Genomic DNA, 17054 nt, shown 5'->3' with positions numbered 1-17054 from the left:
CATACCGCTAATTGACCCGTTCACGCTAATTAGACGGTCATCTTTACCGGGCGGCGGATGAATTCAACCGCTCAACGGCCGTGGCGATCCGTTCATCGGAACCGGTCAGGGCCACGCGTACGTGCGACTGCCCGGCCGTTCCGTAGAAGGCACCTGGGCCGGCGACGACTCCGAGCTCCGCCAGCCGCTGCAGCGTCTGCCAGCTGGAGCGTCCTTCCGTGCACCAGAGGTAGAGTCCGGCCACCGAATCCTCGATGGTCAACCCGAAGTTTTCCAGGGCCGGGCGCAGCGCTTCGCGGCGCGCCCGATACAGCTCACGCTGCGCGGCGACATGCTCGTCATCCCCCAGGGCGATGACCATTGCATGCTGAATGGGACCCGGGACGATCATCCCGGCATGTTTGCGGCTATTGACCAACGCTGGCATCAAATTCGGGGCACCGGCAACGAATGCGGCCCGGTAGCCGGCGAGGTTCGATTGCTTGGACAGCGAGTACAGCGAGAGTAAATTATCGAGGTTTCCGCCGTTGACCCGCGGGTCCAGAACACTGGGCACCTGACCGTCGAACTCATCCCAGCCCAGCTCGGCGTAGCATTCGTCGGAGGCCACGACCGCACCGAGGTCGCGCGCCTCGGCGACCAGTTGGCGCAGTGATTCCACGTCGCGGACCTTGCCGGTGGGGTTGCCCGGAGAATTAACCCAGACCAGCTTCACGCGAGCGCGTTCCGCCTCGGTCAGTTCGCTCAAGTCGTCCGCGGCGATGGCCGTGGCTCCGACCAAGCGAGCACCGATATCGTATGTGGGGTAAGCGATCTTCGGACGCACCAGGATGTCGTCTGCGCCCATGCCTAGCAAGAGCGGGAGCCAGGCCACCAGCTCTTTGGAACCGACGGTAGGCATGACATCGTCAATGCCGAGCCCGGTGACGTTGCGCCGCCGGGCGTACCAGTCGACGATTGCCTGACGCACCGCGGGTGTTCCGTGCGTGGTCGGGTATCCATGGGAGTTTGCGGCTTCTGCCAGAGCCTGCTGGATTACCTGCGGCGTGTCATCGACAGGTGTGCCGATGGAAAGATCGACAACACCGCCTGGATATTCGGCAGCCAACTCACGGTACGGTGCGAGCTGGTTCCAGGGGTAATCGGGGAGCTCAAGCATAAAAGGGGGAACCTAGCCTTGGTTTTGCGGAGGCAGGACGCTGATCAGCGCGTGATCATTTCCTGTATTCCCAATCTTAGCGGCGCCGCCGGGTGAACCAAGTTCGTCGAAAAACTCGACATTGACCTTGTAATAGTCGGCCCACTCGTCCGGAACATCGTCCTCGTAGTAGATGGCCTCGACGGGGCACACCGGTTCGCAGGCACCACAGTCGACGCACTCATCAGGATGGATGTACAGCGAGCGTTCGCCTTCGTAAATGCAATCTACCGGGCACTCTTCGACGCACGCCTTGTCTTTAACGTCGACGCACGGCTGGGCGATGATGTAAGTCACGGGTGCTGAGACCTTTCCTAGCGCAATTTCAAGATTTCACTTCAGTTTCACGGATTTAACAACTGCTCGTTGAATCCGCAATAAGCTCTAGCTACAGTCTAGTCCTGATACCCATGCAAGCGATCTCGCACACTCATCCTGTGACGTAATCGACCATTCACATTTCGTGGCGCGACTGCGAAAGTGAACTCTTCTTACATTTACATGACGGAAAATATGCTCAAATTTGAAGATCTTACTCCCGGTGACCGCATTGTGGTCCGCTACCGGCTTACCGAGTCATCTGAGGTCACCGGCAACCGCGCCAGCAGCGACGTGCTTGGAGAGGTCATCGAGGTGAATGCGGACAGGATCCGCATCAGCACTCGCCGCGGCCCGGTCGAGGTGGAGCGTGAGAATATCACCCATGCCAAGCGCGTTCCCCCGCCACCGGTGCGCCGTTCTCGTCCGCCAACCCTGAAGTAACCGCTCCGCGCAGGCCAACGCTCCGGCAGGCCCGCAGAGAGTCCGCAGAGTCCCGAGGAGCATCTGAGGCGTTGGTGCCGCCGCCCGCAGACCGCTGGCTTTGCGACATGTGATTTGAAGATACCAATCACTGGGCCAGTTTCGCGTATGCTGGCCATATGCCGTCCGACGAACATGTCCAAGCCCGCGCTCGAGCATTGAGCTCGCCGTTGCGGCTTAGAATTCTGCGCCTTTGCCTGCATGAGCCTCGCACCAACAAGGAAATAGCTGACATTCTCGAGTTGAACCCAGCTACCTCGTTGCATCACGTACGCACGCTGGTGAGCAGCGGTTTTCTCAGTGCAGAGGAACCCCGCCGGGGAAACCGCGGGGCGAAGGAAGTCCCGTATCGCAGCACCCGCCAATCGTGGGGTACCCGCATTCCCGATGCCGCTCCCCTGCTTGTGGACACGTTCTTGCAGGAAATCAACGGACTGGAGCCTGAGGAAATTCAGGTCATCCGCGTGGGGCTGAAACTATCCGAAGCTACGCAGAAGGAGATGATGGGTCGCATTCGCTCGGTTATCGAAGACTATGCGATGCGCGAACCGGAGGTTGACGGCGTTGCCACTTCGTTATTCCTGGCCCACCACCTCGATGTGACAGGCAATAAATAGTTCTTGCACGAAAAAATCCCCAGCCATTGGCTGGGGATTTTTTGGCTTAACGCCGGCGTTTGCGCAGCACCCGCAGTGCAGCGATCAACGCGATCACGGCGGGTACGATCATTCCATACATCCACAACAGGGACGCGATGGTCGGACCGGGCAGGTACTGGAGGTATTGCAGCGGCAAGATCAGCGTGTCGTTTCCGTAATAGGAAATCGAGCCGACGACCAGGTAGCAGCCGATGAATCCTATCGCTCCGGCCCAGAGCTTGCCCGAGGCAATCACCGACCAGTAAACGAGCAGTCCCAGCAGCAGCCAAGCCAGCAGCACTCCCCAGACCAGCGGGATATCTCCCGCGTAGCTCAGCGAAGCGTGGATTGCCGTACCGAGCAAACCTGCCACGACGGCGGCAACCAGGCCACGCAGCAGCGCGCCCAGGTTGCCACCGACGGTGAGCGGCTGGTTAGCTCTTTGCTCGTGCACGAGTTGCCTTGGCACGGTCATTGGCGTTCAGCAGCACCTTGCGGATACGGATTGCTTCCGGGGTCACCTCAACGCACTCGTCTTCACGAGCGAATTCCAGCGACTCTTCGAGAGTCAGGTTGCGCGGTGGGGTCAGGTTCTCGAAGGAGTCCGAGGAAGCCGCACGCATGTTGGTGAGCTTCTTTTCCTTGGTGATGTTCACGTCCATGTCATCGGCGCGCGAGTTCTCACCAACAATCATGCCTTCGTATACCTCTTCGGTTGGACGCACGAAGAAGTTCATGCGCTCCTGGAGGTTGATCATCGCGAACGGAGTGACCACGCCAGCGCGGTCTGCCACGATCGAACCGTTGATGCGGTATTCGATCGGACCGGCCCATGGCTCGTAGCCTTCAGCCAACGAGGCAGCGATACCGGCGCCGCGGGTTTCGGTCATGAAGCGGGTACGGAAGCCGATCAGGCCACGGGCAGGAACCATGAATTCCATGCGGACCCAGCCGGTGCCGTGGTTGGCCATGTTGGTCATCCGGCCCTTGCGCGAAGCCATCAGCTGGGTGATTGCGCCGAGGTACTCTTCAGGCACGTCAATGGTCATGTGCTCCATTGGCTCGTTGACCTTGCCGTCGATCATCTTGGTGACAACCTGTGGCTTGCCAACGGTCAGTTCGAAGCCTTCGCGGCGCATCTGCTCAACGAGGATTGCCAGTGCCAATTCGCCACGGCCCTGAACCTCCCAAGCATCCGGACGCTCGGTTGGCAGCACGCTCAACGAAACGTTACCGATCAGTTCCTTGTCCAGGCGATCCTTGACCTGGCGCGCGGTCACCTTGGCGCCCTTGACCTTGCCGGCCAGCGGCGAGGTGTTGATACCGATGGTCATCGAGATGGCCGGTGGATCAACGGTGATCAGCGGCAATGGCTTTGGGTTCTCAAGGTCGGTGAGGGTTTCACCGATCATGATGTCCTCGATGCCGGCGACTGCGACGATCTCGCCCGGACCGGCTTCTTCGGCCGGAACACGGGTCAGGCCCTTGGTGGCCAGCAGCTCGGTGATCTTGACCTGCTTCATGGTGCCATCCTGGCGGGCCCATGCGACAACCTGGCCCTTGCGCAGGGTGCCGTTGAAGATACGCAGCAAGGCAAGACGGCCAAGGAATGGCGAAGCGTCGAGGTTGGTGACGTGGGCCTGGAGAACTTCGCCCTCGTTGTAGGTCGGCGCCGGCACGTGCTTGATGATGGTCTCGAACAATGGCTCGAGGTCCTCATTGTCTGGCAGGGTGCCGTCTTCTGGCTGGTTCTTCGAAGCGTAACCGGCCTTGCCCGAAGCGAAGACAACAGGAACGTTCAAGATCGCGTCCAGATCCAGATCCGGAGCTTCATCAGACAGGTCCGAGGCCAGACCCAGCAGCAGATCCATGGAGTCAGAGATGACCCCTTCGATGCGCGAGTCCGGACGGTCGGTCTTGTTCACGACGATGATCACCGGAAGGTTGGCGCTCAAGGCCTTGCGAAGCACGAAACGGGTCTGTGGCAGTGGACCTTCGGAAGCGTCAACCAGCAGAACCACGCCATCAACCATGGAAAGGCCGCGCTCGACCTCGCCACCGAAGTCAGCGTGACCCGGGGTGTCGATGATGTTCATGGTCATGTTCTTGCCCTCGGCGGCTGGACCGCTGTAGAACACCGTGGTGTTCTTAGCAAGAATGGTGATGCCCTTCTCGCGTTCCAACTCGCCGGAGTCCATCACGCGATCTTCGGTTTCACCGTGGCTGTCGAATGCACCAGTCTGCTGGAGCATTGCGTTGACCAAGGTGGTCTTGCCGTGGTCAACGTGAGCAACGATTGCTACGTTGCGCAGGTCGTCGCGACGGATGAGAGTTGTATCTGACATACGGGAAGGCTCACTTCGTGTAGAGAATTTAGGGTCTCGGAGGCGGGGCCACAGGCGACCCAACATACTATTTTACGCGCTTGATGCAATTGCTTTGTTTATCTGTGGCGCAACATACAGAAATTACTTGATTAACGGGATCTAGCCGCGTGTTGAAATCCAATAGCGGAGCTTCGTATTTCCGCCGTTTTCTTCAACCGAGGGCCGGTTTTGATCTATTTGGCCGCCGCACGCGATAATCGTTGCGCGCGAGGCGGCGTTCTGCTTATCACAGGTTACCAAAGCCGAGTCGACACCGTGTGATTGCAACTCGGCGAGGGCGAATCTGCACAGTGGGGTGGCGAATCCCTGTCCGCGGAATCTCGGGACAACACCATATCCCACGTGTCCGCCGACTTCGCTGAGAAAATCGTTGAGTTCATACCTCACCGAAACGCGGCCAACGAGTTGGCCGTCCCGTTCGGCAACGAATAGTCCGCTGCGCACCCATCCCTCGGGAACGAACTCGCCGCTGCGCCCCTCGGCCATGCGCTCGATGTACGCCTCCCAGTTTTGGCGTGCGGACCACGTCGGAAGAAAATCAAAGTCATCGTCCAGCAAGTCGTGATGAGCGGCGATAGCCTGCCTTTCATCATCCGGAACAAGCTCTCTGATCACTAGATTCGTAGAACGCTGCATAACCTCAGTATGTCAGCACCGGCTAGTAAGTCACGATTTCATGGCGGATTTCGGCAAGCCACCCCAAGGTGCCCCCGCTCAGGCTGCGCACCCGGGCTCTGCCTTGGGGAAGCGACTGATTCAATTCCGTGGCGGCGCGCAGCGAACGAACTCCCGTTTTGCACACAAAAACCACCTCGGTTGCAGGGAACCTTTGAATCTCCCGCCATCCTTCGTTGGCGAGCCTTTCCAGCGGGAGGTGGACACTGCCGGGAATGACCGCCAGCTCGCGTTCCCACCCCTGGCGGACATCGACCAGCAAGACTTCCCGATCGGCCCGAAGCAGTTCAAATTCACTTGCGCTTAGCTCAGGAGCGGCGGCCGAAACCGCACAGGACGCAACGGTATATTCACCGAGCTCGGTGACCGCAGCACGGTCCGGATCCCGGGCAAAGGTCAAGATGCGGACGCTTGCTTCCAACGCGTCGTAGAGCCAGAGCTTTCCGCTCAAAGGTTCTCCGACTCCAGTGATCAGTTTCAGTGCCTCGGTGGCCATCAGCGATCCGACGACTCCGCAAAGGGCTCCGAATACTCCGCCCTCGGCGCAGGAAGGCACCGAATCCGCCTCCGGCAGGTCGGGAAAAATATCTCTGAGCATTGGGCCCACCCGAGGGTCGAACACCGAGACCTGACCGGAAAATTGGAAGATGGTGCCCCAGACCAGCGGCGTCTGGGTCAGCTCCGCGGCATCGTTTGACAGATACCGGGTGGCGAAGTTATCGCTGCCGTCAATCACCACATCGTGTTCGGCAAAAAGTTCCAACGCGTTGCTGGTGTCCAGTCGCTGTGCGTAGAGCCGCACCGAAACTTCGCTGTTCAGCTCTTCGGCCAGCCGCCGCACCGATTCAACTTTAAGTTGGCCCTGGTCCGTTTCACGGTGCACGGTCTGGCGTTGCAGATTCGAGAGTTCAACGGTGTCCGGATCGACCACGCTCAGCTCTCCGACGCCGGCCGCGATCAGGTAGCTGGCGATAGGGCTTCCCAATCCCCCGGCGCCCACGATCAGCACCTTCGCGTTCGCGATGCGTTCTTGGCCTTCCACACCCACCCCGGGCAGGGACAGATGGCGGGTGTACCGGGCAAGTTGTGCGGGGCTTCGCGGTGCGCGTGGTGGAGCCGACTTGATTGTCATCAGAATTCTCCGACGAGTCTTTGCATCATTCCGGCCGTCGGAGATGAGGCCAGCGCGAGATCTCGTAGCGGAATGCGCCCGGCAAGGTATGCCGCGCGCCCGGCCCGGACGGCGTCGCGCATCGCGGCGGCCATCAAGGGCGCGTTTTGCGCTCGGGTCACCGCACTGGCGAGCAGCACCGCATCGCAGCCGAGCTCCATCGCCTTGGCCGCATCCGAGGCGGTCCCCACCCCGGCGTCCAGGATCACCGGAACCCCGGCGCGTGCGGTAATCGTTGAGATGTTGTGCGGATTCAGGATCCCCATTCCGGAGCCGATCGGGGATCCGGCCGGCATGACCGCTGCCACGCCGAGCTGTTCGAGCCGCATGGCCAGGGCCGGATCATCGTTGGTGTAGGCGAACACCTTAAAACCGTCGGCGACGAGTTCTTCAGCCGCGGCGAACAATTCGATGGGATCCGGCAGCAGCGTATGCTCATCGGCGATCACCTCGAGCTTGATCCAGTCGGTTTCCAACGCTTCGCGCGCCAGCTGGGCGGTGAGCACCGCATCTCGCGCGGTGAAGCATCCGGCGGTATTGGGCAGCGGGCGCACCCCGTTGCGCGCCAGAAGCTCGTACACAGATCCGGAACCGGCCGCGGCGAAATGGCGTATGGCGACGGTGGTCAGCGCGGTGCCCGAAACCCGCAGGGCCTGCTCGAGGGTATGCATCGAGGTCGCCCCGCCGGTGCCGAGAATCAGCCGGGAGTCGAAGCGTTCCCCGGCGACCTCGAAGCCATCGGTTTCAAATGTTAGCTCTTCCATCTTCAGCCTCCCTGAGCCGCGGTGACCAGTTCAACCCGGTGGCCGGGCTTCAGCTCGAAATCATGCCAGCCGCTGCGCGGGACAACCGCCGAGTCCACGGCCACGGCCACGCCTAAACGCGACCCGTCGCTGGCCCGCCCGTCCGTTCCGATGCTCTTGCCCAAGTGCGCCGCGAGCAGCTCGCGCACGGTGCTTCCCGCCGGCACGGTGGCCGCCTCGGTGTTGAGGAAAAATTCGATCTGTTGCATCTTCTCTGGCTCCTAGAATGGTGTGCTGTTGGCGAGTTGCGCGCCAAACCTGTCGAGTGAAACGCTGGTCAGCTCTTGCGCATCCACCGGGTCCCCGAGCAGCAGCTCGGTCCCCAGCCGTGCGCCGAGCGGGGTCAGCAGCACCCCGTGGCGCGAATAACCGGTGGAGACCACCAGTCCCTCGTCCACGCGTCCGATCAGCGGCCGGTCATCGGGTGTTGCCGGTCTGGCCCGCACGATCGCCTCGTTCAAGGTGGTGTCGACGATGCCCGGCACGAGCCTGCGCGCATTGTCCAGCAGGGCGTGCATTTCTCCCACGTTCACCTGCTCTTGGCCGTCCTCGCGGCTCGACGCACCGAGTACGAGGCTTCCATCGGTGCGTGGCACCAGGTAGACCGGTTGCCGATGCACGATTCCGCGCACGGTGTGCTTGATCAGCGGCGCGCCCAGCGGACCTTGGAGCCTGAGGATGTCTCCGTAGACCGGGCGCAAGGGCAGAGCTGGCGCACCTTCGAGCGTGCCCAACCCGTTGGCAAGCAGTACCTGATCGCCCTGGATTTCTTGCCCGGTTGAGGTAATCACCCCACTGGTCCGTGACCCCTGGTGCAGCAGCCGCACCGCCGTTTCGCGCACGATCGACCGGTCAAGCTCATCGATCAGGATGCGCAGCAGGGACCGCGGGTCCAGCTGCTGGTCTTCGGCGCAGAGAACGGCGCCGGCGATGCTGGTGGCAAGTGCCGGCTCGAGTTTGCGGGCCGCGCTGCCCAGCAGCCGTTCGGCGCTGAACCCCAATGAGGCTTGGAGCTCCATGAGCGCAAGCAGTGCGTCCATATCCGCGGTTTCCGCGGCGACGACCAGCGTAGAGTTTTCTACGTACGCAGGTTTGTTGCCGATGGAGTCTTCCACGCGGTCAATGAATGCGGGGTATTCCTTGGCCGAGGTGGCCATCAGGCGGTGCAGTGCGCCCTGGCCCCAGGTGGTTTCGGCTGTCGGTGCGAGCATTCCTGCCGCTGCGTGGCTGGCGCCCATACCAGGCGCAGGATCTACTAATGTGATTTCGGCCCCGCGGGCGCGCAGTTCGAAGGCCGTGGCAAGCCCGATGATTCCGGCGCCGACAATGACTATATGCACGAAGGCATTTCCTTCCTACGGCGGCATGACCCGCATCAGGTGTAGCGGTCGGCACAAGGCCCTCTCAGCCCAATCTCACTGTTGGGCTCCCGCGGAGTACTTGGATTATAAGCATGCCTCGGCGCGCTTTGGCGAACTTCATGACTTCACCGTGTGGTTCTGCCTGTGTTTTACTCGTTGGCATGAGCGAATTCAGTGGTCCGGAGGATTTATCTACCGAACATCGGCAGGCACAAGTTGTCATAGATGGCGAACGGCAACTCCTGTCTCCCATCGTCCGCCAGGATCGGCAGGCCTTATTGCGACTGCTCCACGAAGATTTCGAAGAGGTTGGCGCCTCGGGCAGGTGCTATTCCCGCGCGCAAATTATCGAGCAGCTGTGCACCGAACCAGTCGTTGAATCGTCTAGGGACGAAGTGCATGATCCGCGCGTGCGCAGACTCAGCGATTCGCTGCTGATGCTGCGGTGGCGAACCAAGCCGGAGAATCCAAGCCAGCGCACCTCGCTCTGGGTTCGCTCGGCCCAGGGCTGGCAATTGCTTTTCCATCAAGGCACCGCCCAAGCCGCCTCCTCCCAGATCGGCGGCGGGCGGCTCGGCGCTGTGAGCGAAACGACGGCATCTCTGCGTCCGCTTCGCGCAACGGATGCACCGCACGTCTTAGCGGCCTTCCTCTCGAATCCGGATATGGCCCGGCAAGGTGAGGTGAGTACGCTTGCCGAGGCCGAAACCTATGTCCGAATGCTGCTCAAGGACCCCGCCCGGCAGGTGCCATTGGCCGTCGTCGAGAATTCTGCGCTCGTTGGCCTGGTGTGCGGATCCATCGATGAAACAAATCTGAGCGCCTGGGTCTGGTATTGGCTGCACGCAGAGCATCGGGGCCGCGGGCTGAGCAGCCGGGCGTTGGCCGCCCTCTCGGCGGAGCTATTCTCCAGCTACCGTTTGCAGCGTCTGGAGTTGGGTTTACGCGTGAACAATCCGGCCTCGAAAAAGGTCGCCGAGCGTTGCGGGTTCATTCTCGAAGGACGCGAACGCGGCAAGTTCCTGATCGATGGCCAGCGGATCGATGTGTTGAACTATGCGCGGTTGCCCACCGATCCCATCCCGCCGATCAGTCCGCTGGCGCTTCGCGCAGAACCAGCGGGAGACTGAATTTCCTCGGGGCCGCAGCGGAACGGAAAGACAAAAAGTGGGACCGGTTGCCCGGTCCCACTCTTTGCTGGTGCTGGTTCTAAGTACTAGAACTCATTTGGAGGCGTCGGCGGTGTCGCCGGCGCCCGACGGGTTGGCGCGGTGCCCGTGGTGTCGGGACCGTCCATCTTGCTCATGTCGATTTTCTCCAGCGTGCGAGCCGCAGCATCACGGCCGCCAAGGCCGAAGGCCAGGGCCGCTGCCAGAGCCGCACCGATCACGATGGCACCGAAGGCCATGTTGATAATCGAATCGGCCAGACCCATGTACTTCAGGCCCATCGCGATGAACAGTGCGATGGCCGTGTAGCGGATGATCTTCGAGGCGGTGGTATCGCCCATCAGTCGACCGATCACACTTGCCAGCACGAAGCCGATGGCGATGATGACTCCACCGAAGATGACCTTGCCGCCCAATTCCAAGACCTCGTTGAGGATGTTGGTGATTGCCGGGAAGTTCAGCATGCTTGCTGCCATGACCGCGAAGAACAGGATGATTGCGATCTTCACGATGGTGGCGATGATTCCCGATGCGCTCTGCCCCTCGGGAACAACTCCCCAGCCTGCCACAACCCGGTCGGTCCCCACACCGCGCAGCGTTGATTCGAGCAGCTTGCCGACAAACTTGGCAATCAGGAAGCCCACAGCCAGAAGGATCAGGGCCATGATCACCTGCGGAATTGCGGTCAGGACGATCTGCAGCATCTCTTGAGCCGGTACCGAAATGGCCTCGATGCCCAGCACCTGCAGTGCCGAAATAGCCACAACCAGCAGGATCAGCGCAAACACGATATTTGCGATGACATCCACGATGGTCCGCTGCGTGCGCAGCGAGGTCTCGGGGTCAACTTCTTCGCCGTCGCCGGGAGTCAGCTTGCGAACAACAGAACTGAAATCGACGGTCCCCAAACCGGTCTGGATCAGCTGCTTGATCACATTGGCGATCACATAGCCGATGATGAAGATGAATGCCGCACCGATGAGGTTAGGCAGGAAGCCCATGATTCCGGCGAGCAAGTCCTGCACCGGTGTCAGCACCTCGGTCAGCGAGAAGACCTGGAGAATAGCGATCAAGCCGAAGAGCCAAACGACCAGCGACGCGACCTTGCCTAGCGAATCACCGATCTGTTTGCCATCGGTGCCCTCCTTCTGGAGGAACTTGATCTTGGTGACGAGTTTGGCGACGGCCCATTTGACAACCTTGGCCACCAGCCAGGTGATGATGAGAATAACAAGCGCGATGGCAACTTTTTGCAGCATCGACGCCCAGTCAATGTTTCCTAGAACGTTCTGAGTTTGCATCTCTGCTCCTTCAACGTGGGGATAATTTAGACACTACGACGAGGATTTTGTGCTGACTAGGGCAAGGAGAGAACTAGCAGCCCTAGAGGATGACAAATACCCACATCGAGGAACTAAATCCGCACTTAAAACGAGCAAACTCAACGGATAGAGCAGTAGATCACAAGATTTGAAACGAAACCACTGTACTTGAATATTTTCGTTTCGACCCCGGTCACAAATTCGCTTTTCCGGGCTTGACTTTGGATGACGCGTAAGAGTCTGAATTCCCGGTTACATGCGCCCGACTTCCCGTGCGGACAGGCACACCAAGAATTCATCATCCCGGCCATGCCAGCGCGGCAGCTGGCATGGCCGGTCAGAATCAACGCGGCCCTGGTTCGGGTCCGCGGAATTGGTCTCCAAGTGCGCTCTTGGAACGCGTGGCTCTAGCGCCGGCCGATCAGGAGGCCGAGTCGGTGCCCTCGATGGTGCTGGTGACCTTGGACCCCAGCTCGACGGTGCGCGAGACCGTGCAGTATTTGTCGTGGGAGAGCTTCACGATGCGCTGGACCATTCCGGCTGCCTTGCGGCCTTCCGCGGTGTCGGGGAACTTCAGGTTGAAGGACATATCTATGTCTTCCATCTGGCTCGCGCCGCCTTCTTCGACCTTGTAGCCGGTCGCGGTGACCTCGAATTTTTCTGGCTCGGCACGCCTGGTCGTCGCGGCATCGACATCAATCGAGGAGCAGCCGGCAATCGCCGCCAGCAGCAGTTCGACCGGGGAGAGCAGGCCCTCGCCTTGGCCGAATTCGATGCTCGCACCGCTCTCGGAGCTGGTCGCCTGGTAACGGCGCGAGGCCAGACGTTCGATGGATACTTCACGCAGGGATCGGGTTTTTTCTGTCATGCGTCTATCGTTCCACGGCTTGCTCACGGACCTTCGCATGACGCAGTGACACGCTAGGGTTCATGGCATCGGCGCCGCTGGCATGAGCCTGTTCCGCCGGCTCGAATCCGCAGTGCTTGTAGAATTCCAAACCGGCGGCATTTTGCGCATTGAGCACCATCTCGATCTCCGCGCACCGGGAGCGGGCGAAGTCGGCCAACGCCCTTCCAATGCCGTGCTGGCGATGCTGATGGTGGACCCACAAGAGCTCCACGCGCCGATCGCCCATGGCCATGAACCCAACGACCTGAGCGCCTAAGTGCGCCACGAAAACTTCTGCACGCTGCGCATAAACGGTTTCCAAGGTCGAGGCAACGGAGGTCAAGTCGCTGGCGGAGAGGAAATCGAGGCGCCCCTCGACGGAGGATCGCCACACGTCCAGCAGTTCCGGGACCTCTTCGATGCCCGTCCATGGGCGGATGCTCAAGGAATGCGCGGAGGGAAGCTGGTTCATCTCGGGGCTCTGCGAATCCATTGCTGCTCCTCCTCCGGCAGGTGCACCACGCAGCCTACTGATTCGTAACTTAGCGCTTCCCGGCCCTTGTGTTCAAGCGCAAATCGCCTTGTGTCCCCTCGCAGGTCGCTGGCGTGGCACTTCGTGACTCCGGGCCGACTAATGTGATCTAGACAACGCAAGGTTAGTTCGACATCCTAGTCATAGCATCAATGATCATTCGATTACGCGGTTTCACCACTGAAAACACGGTGATCAGCGGTCCGCGAACCACCGATCTCTGGAGGAGAGCCCATGGCCGAGGCCTACATTATCGATGCGCTGCGCACGCCCGTGGGGCGCCGCGGCAAGTCCCTGGCGGCATTGCACCCGCTGGATCTCGCGGCCGCGCCGCTGGCGGAACTGGTGCGCCGCAACGGCATCGATTCGACGCAATATGACGAGATCATCCTCGGCTGCATCGACCAGGTAGGACCCAACGCCATGGACATCGCCCGCAGCGCGTGGTTGGCTGCGGGCCTCTCGGAACAAGTTCCGGGAACCACCGTCGAGCGCCAGTGCGGCTCCGGGCAGCAGGCGGTGTCCTACGCGGCTCAGGCGGTGCTCAGCGGGACCAGCGACCTGGTGGTCGCCGGTGGAGTGCAATCGATGTCCAGCATTCCGCTGTCCTACTCCAATACGGCCGCCGCGCAGTTCGGCTTCCCCGACCCGTTCACCGGTTCAGCCCGGTGGACCCAACGCTATGGGGACCAGGAGATCTCGCAATTCCGCGGGGTGGAGATGATGGTTCAGAAGTGGGGACTCACCCGTGCCCAGCTCGAGGACTACTCCGCCGCCTCCCATGAAAAGGCCCTGCACGCCCAGGAGCAAGGCTACTTCGAGCGGGAGATCCTGCCGCTGGCCGAATTGCGCGCGGATGAGGGACCGCGCATACCGGACCGGGCGAAGATGGCCTCGCTGCCGCCGATTATCGCTGGCGGCCTGCACACCGCCGCCAGCGCCTCGCAGATGTCCGACGGCGCCGCGATGCTGCTGATCGCCTCGGCAGCCGCGGTCAAACGCTACGGCCTGAAACCGCGCGCCCGGATCCACCACATCTCGGCCCGCGCCGATGACCCGGTGATGATGCTCTCGGCACCGATCAACGCCACACGGCATGCGCTGGCCCGCGCCGGGATGAGCTTGGAAGATATGGACCGCATCGAAATCAACGAGGCCTTCGCCGCGGTGGTCCTCGCCTGGCAGCAAGAAACGCAGGCGGATATGGCTAAGGTCAACGTCAATGGCGGCGCCATCGCGCTGGGCCACCCCATCGGCGCCACCGGCGCCCGGCTGATGACTTCGTTGCTGCATGAGCTGGAACGCAGCGATACCCGTTGGGGTTTGCAGACCATGTGCGAAGGCGGCGGGCAAGCGAACGTCACCATCCTCGAACGGCTCTAGGCCTCGACCGGGCCAACGATTTCTCGACTAGGGATTCCCGCTTGTGAACGGTTCCCTGCCGGCCAGCGAACGGCCGAGCCCGCGTTCCGACGCCGTGGCGGACTCGCACAACACCATCGGGGCCCTGCTGCGCCGCAGCGCCGCACGCAACCCCGAGGCCAGCGCACTGCTCTTCGAAGAGCGCGAGTGAATGTCGCTTCCATAATGGTTTCGCTTCGTGCCCCCGAAGCTTGCCTTATCGCTTCCGAGGAAATGGATAGCTTACTGTTGAAAATCTACTTGCACTCCCTCCTTGGAGAGTCCACTCCTACGCAGCTTGTGAATAGTCTGCTCAAATAAGGATCAATACACGCTTGCACGAACTGTGCATCAGTGGACGGCGAAAACCACTCCTATATGTGAAATGCTCCCCGAAAGTTGGACTGAGAATTAATACCAACGTTCAGGGTGTATTTTCATGCGTGCACGCGGCATACACACCGCGAAACAACGGGAACAGTTCATTGAATCATTCGAGGACGGCCTTCGCTGATTGTGCTGTACCCTGCTGATCTCATCGATATCTGAGGTTGGGTATGGCTAGATTCTGCAATCAGGTTGTCGCAACGAACGAACGATTGATGATCGACTGCTGAGCACAACGAGTCTGCTCTCCAGTCAGTGATAGGTGGTGTGCCATAGAGGGTTCCGCTAACGACACAGCGATACTTGTTCGACCACCAAAGCCCGCAATTTTCGGAATAAGCACTCATCGTGGGTCTGAACTGAGTCCTAATCTTCGGGCTTTTCGTGCTTCTCCCTGGAGAGCAAAGGGTGGTTGTGATTGATTACTTGCACACTTTCAGCATCAAATCCCGGCGATATACTCACGCAGACCGGGGATGGCGAAGTTAAGCAGTCCACGTCCTGCGGGTTGGACGAGCCCGGCGTCGATGAGCCGGGCTCGGTAGTTCCCGATGGTATTTTTTGCGTCCCCGAGGCGCCTGCCGATATCAGCCGTGTTCGATGGCCCATCATCTTCAGACATTGCCTGTAAGAACTCGATATCCTTGGGCGATGCCGTGGCCAATGCCGCGGCTAGGACTACGCGAGTGTTTTTCCGGTGTGCGGCAGCTAAGGCCAGATCAACGCCTGCTGCTGTCAGCGGGGCTTCTTTGGACTCCGCTATCTGCCACAAGTGGTACCCCACCAGTTGTATGAGGAATGGGTAGCCTCCGGTTGATTCGGCTGCCTTCCGAATGAGTTTCGACGAAATTGGGTGTTCTAGGCTTGCAAACGTTTCTAGGTAAGAGTCCTCAACCTCGCGGATTGCCGCGGCATGTAAGTCGATTCGGTCGGCTCTGCGGAGGAATGTTGCGACGCCCTCATTGAGCAGATCGGAGACGGCGGCGGGCAGGCCTGCAAATAACAGAGCAATTGGCAGTCCTTGGCGGATGAAGTGCTGAACGAAGGCGGCCAGTTGAGCAAGTTCATCACGGTTGGCGCCGTGAATCTCGTCTAGGGTGATAGCCAGCCCGGTGCGCTTCTCATCCAGCAATTGCAACAGTTGTTCTCCCAATTGCCTCCATCCCAGTTGCTGCGCCGGAGGCAACTGAGCAGTGATCGAGAAGCCTGCGGCTCCGATGCCCGTAATCCGACGGCCTTTCGGCCCTTCTCCCAGCTCTTCAGCCGCTGAACGCATGGCTTCACCTATTCGCCCCAAGAAACCTGTCGTTGCAGTCTCCGAGACCACCAGCCATCCTTGGGCGCGCGCGATATCTTCAGCCTCGCCGAGCATGACAGTCTTGCCGATACCGCGGGCTCCAGTGAAAATAGTGAGCAAGCCAGGGGCACCGGATCGGATCTGCAGACCGTAGGAGAACTCGTCCAGTAGTCCGGTTCGACCGATGAGCTGTGGTGGCTCGGCTCCTGCCGTGGGACGGAAAGGATTCTGAGTTATTTGCTGACTGGTCACGATTTCTCCTGTGAATAGCTATGTACTCAGTGTACTCCTGTGTACCTGGTGAATGAGGGTGTACTGATCGATGCTATCGGTGTGTTTTGTTGAATATCCCGGAATGAAACTGAGAAACGGATGGAACGATCTTTTGGAGGACCGAGTCAGAGGCCTCCAGAAATGTTGGCTGAATCCGAGAACGTGCACATCTATGATTACGCGGATCAATTTCTCATGTCAGCTGTCCCGCACAAGGTTCCCCCTACGAACTTCCTGCCTGCGCTGCCACAGGCACAACGGGCTTCCTCTTCTGTTGCCGACCACCATCTGGATCGTAAGCTTTGGAAATGAAGCCCGAACAAGAAAGAGAGTCGAAGCGTGTCTTGAGGATCTTCTGCGACTACGGCGCAGAGTGGCCCTTGTGGGAATTTGGGCTCCAATCCGCGGAGGACTATGGATTGTCAGAAGAACTGAGTTCCAAGCTCTCAACTTGGAACGAGGATTTCCAAAAGCATATTCATTGGGAACATGGTTGGCCTGAGGGCTTTGACGAGAACAAATGGAACGAGACCGGCAGGCAACTCGCCCTAGAAGTTCAGCGAGAAGTCGGAGAAGAAATTCTGGTCATCTACGGTGTTTGAATGCCCCAATGGAGAGACGCGGACTGCGGTCCCCAACCGCGCCCGCAGGTTGGGAACCCTCAAGCCACTCAGGCTCGCCCGTATTCTTGATTAATCAGGCAAATCGACTCTTCTATGAGATCGCGCCAATAGATGGGCCAAAACCACG

The 17054-nt window shown here is 60.1% G+C and carries 19 protein-coding genes and 1 riboswitch; of the genes, 6 read left to right on the top strand and 13 right to left on the bottom strand.

Annotated features, from left to right (window positions below; translation table 11 throughout):
- Positions 1-43: 43 nt before the first annotated feature.
- Together dapC and fdxA are read right to left on the bottom strand one after the other, a co-directional pair.
- On the bottom strand, positions 44-1159 hold the full coding sequence (gene dapC / locus ACT3TP_RS00095) for a succinyldiaminopimelate transaminase (protein ID WP_444618662.1): 1116 nt from the start codon (positions 1157-1159) through the stop codon (positions 44-46).
- Between the two features lie 12 nt (positions 1160-1171).
- On the bottom strand, positions 1172-1495 hold the full coding sequence (fdxA, locus tag ACT3TP_RS00090) for a ferredoxin (protein ID WP_444618660.1): 324 nt from the start codon (positions 1493-1495) through the stop codon (positions 1172-1174).
- A gap of 183 nt (positions 1496-1678) precedes the next feature.
- Here fdxA and ACT3TP_RS00085 point away from each other — a divergent pair, with 183 nt between their 5' ends.
- Both ACT3TP_RS00085 and ACT3TP_RS00080 read left to right on the top strand, forming a co-directional pair.
- Positions 1679-1960, top strand: coding sequence for a putative acetyltransferase (locus tag ACT3TP_RS00085; RefSeq protein ID WP_444618658.1), 282 nt, complete (start codon positions 1679-1681; stop codon positions 1958-1960).
- A gap of 158 nt (positions 1961-2118) precedes the next feature.
- Positions 2119-2616, top strand: coding sequence for a helix-turn-helix domain-containing protein (locus ACT3TP_RS00080; protein WP_444618656.1), 498 nt, complete (start codon positions 2119-2121; stop codon positions 2614-2616).
- 46 nt (positions 2617-2662) lie between these two features.
- On the opposite strand, the gene ACT3TP_RS00075 is transcribed toward ACT3TP_RS00080, so the two are convergent.
- The 7 genes from ACT3TP_RS00075 to thiO all read right to left on the bottom strand — a co-directional run bounded on the left by ACT3TP_RS00075 (position 2663) and on the right by thiO (position 9013).
- Positions 2663-3091, bottom strand: coding sequence for a hypothetical protein (locus tag ACT3TP_RS00075; RefSeq protein WP_444618654.1), 429 nt, complete (start codon positions 3089-3091; stop codon positions 2663-2665).
- Positions 3072-4982, bottom strand: a complete 1911-nt coding sequence (gene typA / locus ACT3TP_RS00070; protein ID WP_444618652.1) for a translational GTPase TypA — start codon at positions 4980-4982, stop codon at positions 3072-3074. The genes ACT3TP_RS00075 and typA overlap by 20 nt, the downstream gene beginning before the upstream one ends.
- A 141-nt stretch (positions 4983-5123) precedes the next feature.
- Positions 5124-5660, bottom strand: a complete 537-nt coding sequence (locus tag ACT3TP_RS00065; protein ID WP_444618650.1) for a GNAT family N-acetyltransferase — start codon at positions 5658-5660, stop codon at positions 5124-5126.
- 22 nt (positions 5661-5682) lie between these two features.
- Positions 5683-6831 carry a molybdopterin-synthase adenylyltransferase MoeB gene (gene moeB / locus ACT3TP_RS00060; RefSeq protein WP_444618648.1) on the bottom strand — a complete coding sequence of 383 codons (1149 nt, stop codon included), beginning with the start codon at positions 6829-6831 and terminating at the stop codon, positions 5683-5685.
- Positions 6831-7634 carry a thiazole synthase gene (locus ACT3TP_RS00055; RefSeq protein WP_444618646.1) on the bottom strand — a complete coding sequence of 268 codons (804 nt, stop codon included), beginning with the start codon at positions 7632-7634 and terminating at the stop codon, positions 6831-6833. Before ACT3TP_RS00055 ends, moeB begins: the two co-directional genes overlap by 1 nt.
- A 2-nt stretch (positions 7635-7636) precedes the next feature.
- Positions 7637-7882 (bottom strand): sulfur carrier protein ThiS, encoded by a 246-nt coding sequence (thiS, locus tag ACT3TP_RS00050; RefSeq protein WP_444618644.1) that lies wholly within the window; start codon positions 7880-7882, stop codon positions 7637-7639.
- 12 nt (positions 7883-7894) lie between these two features.
- Positions 7895-9013, bottom strand: a complete 1119-nt coding sequence (gene thiO / locus ACT3TP_RS00045; RefSeq protein ID WP_444618643.1) for a glycine oxidase ThiO — start codon at positions 9011-9013, stop codon at positions 7895-7897.
- A riboswitch (TPP riboswitch) is annotated at positions 9009-9116 on the bottom strand. (Overlaps the previous gene by 5 nt.)
- A 79-nt stretch (positions 9117-9195) precedes the next feature.
- Between thiO and ACT3TP_RS00040 the strand changes: the two genes are divergently transcribed.
- The gene (locus tag ACT3TP_RS00040) at positions 9196-10164 is read left to right on the top strand and encodes a GNAT family N-acetyltransferase (protein WP_444618641.1); all 969 of its coding nucleotides are present in this window, start codon (positions 9196-9198) and stop codon (positions 10162-10164) included.
- 86 nt (positions 10165-10250) lie between these two features.
- Here the strand turns inward: ACT3TP_RS00040 and ACT3TP_RS00035 are convergent, their stop codons facing one another.
- The 3 genes from ACT3TP_RS00035 to ACT3TP_RS00025 all read right to left on the bottom strand — a co-directional run bounded on the left by ACT3TP_RS00035 (position 10251) and on the right by ACT3TP_RS00025 (position 12907).
- Entirely contained in the window at positions 10251-11504 is a 1254-nt protein-coding gene (locus tag ACT3TP_RS00035; protein ID WP_444618639.1) for a mechanosensitive ion channel, read from the bottom strand.
- A gap of 442 nt (positions 11505-11946) precedes the next feature.
- Entirely contained in the window at positions 11947-12393 is a 447-nt protein-coding gene (locus ACT3TP_RS00030; protein ID WP_444618637.1) for an OsmC family protein, read from the bottom strand.
- Between the two features lie 4 nt (positions 12394-12397).
- On the bottom strand, positions 12398-12907 hold the full coding sequence (locus ACT3TP_RS00025; protein ID WP_444618635.1) for a GNAT family N-acetyltransferase: 510 nt from the start codon (positions 12905-12907) through the stop codon (positions 12398-12400).
- 273 nt (positions 12908-13180) lie between these two features.
- On the opposite strand from ACT3TP_RS00025, the gene ACT3TP_RS00020 reads away from it, so the two are divergent.
- Together ACT3TP_RS00020 and ACT3TP_RS00015 are read left to right on the top strand one after the other, a co-directional pair.
- Positions 13181-14329: an acetyl-CoA C-acetyltransferase gene (locus tag ACT3TP_RS00020; protein ID WP_444618633.1), complete on the top strand. Its 1149-nt coding sequence runs from the start codon at positions 13181-13183 to the stop codon at positions 14327-14329.
- Between the two features lie 43 nt (positions 14330-14372).
- Positions 14373-14519 carry a hypothetical protein gene (locus tag ACT3TP_RS00015; RefSeq protein WP_444618631.1) on the top strand — a complete coding sequence of 49 codons (147 nt, stop codon included), beginning with the start codon at positions 14373-14375 and terminating at the stop codon, positions 14517-14519.
- Between the two features lie 657 nt (positions 14520-15176).
- Here the strand turns inward: ACT3TP_RS00015 and ACT3TP_RS00010 are convergent.
- Positions 15177-16283: an AAA family ATPase gene (locus tag ACT3TP_RS00010; RefSeq protein ID WP_444618629.1), complete on the bottom strand. Its 1107-nt coding sequence runs from the start codon at positions 16281-16283 to the stop codon at positions 15177-15179.
- A gap of 329 nt (positions 16284-16612) precedes the next feature.
- Between ACT3TP_RS00010 and ACT3TP_RS00005 the strand changes: the two genes are divergently transcribed.
- Positions 16613-16906, top strand: a complete 294-nt coding sequence (locus ACT3TP_RS00005) for a hypothetical protein (RefSeq protein ID WP_444618627.1) — start codon at positions 16613-16615, stop codon at positions 16904-16906.
- Positions 16907-17054: the final 148 nt, after the last annotated feature.

It is taken from the genome of Glutamicibacter sp. AOP38-B1-38 (assembly GCF_052377485.1).
Lineage (GTDB): Bacteria > Actinomycetota > Actinomycetes > Actinomycetales > Micrococcaceae > Glutamicibacter.
This window is presented reverse-complemented; position numbering and strand designations above follow the sequence as displayed.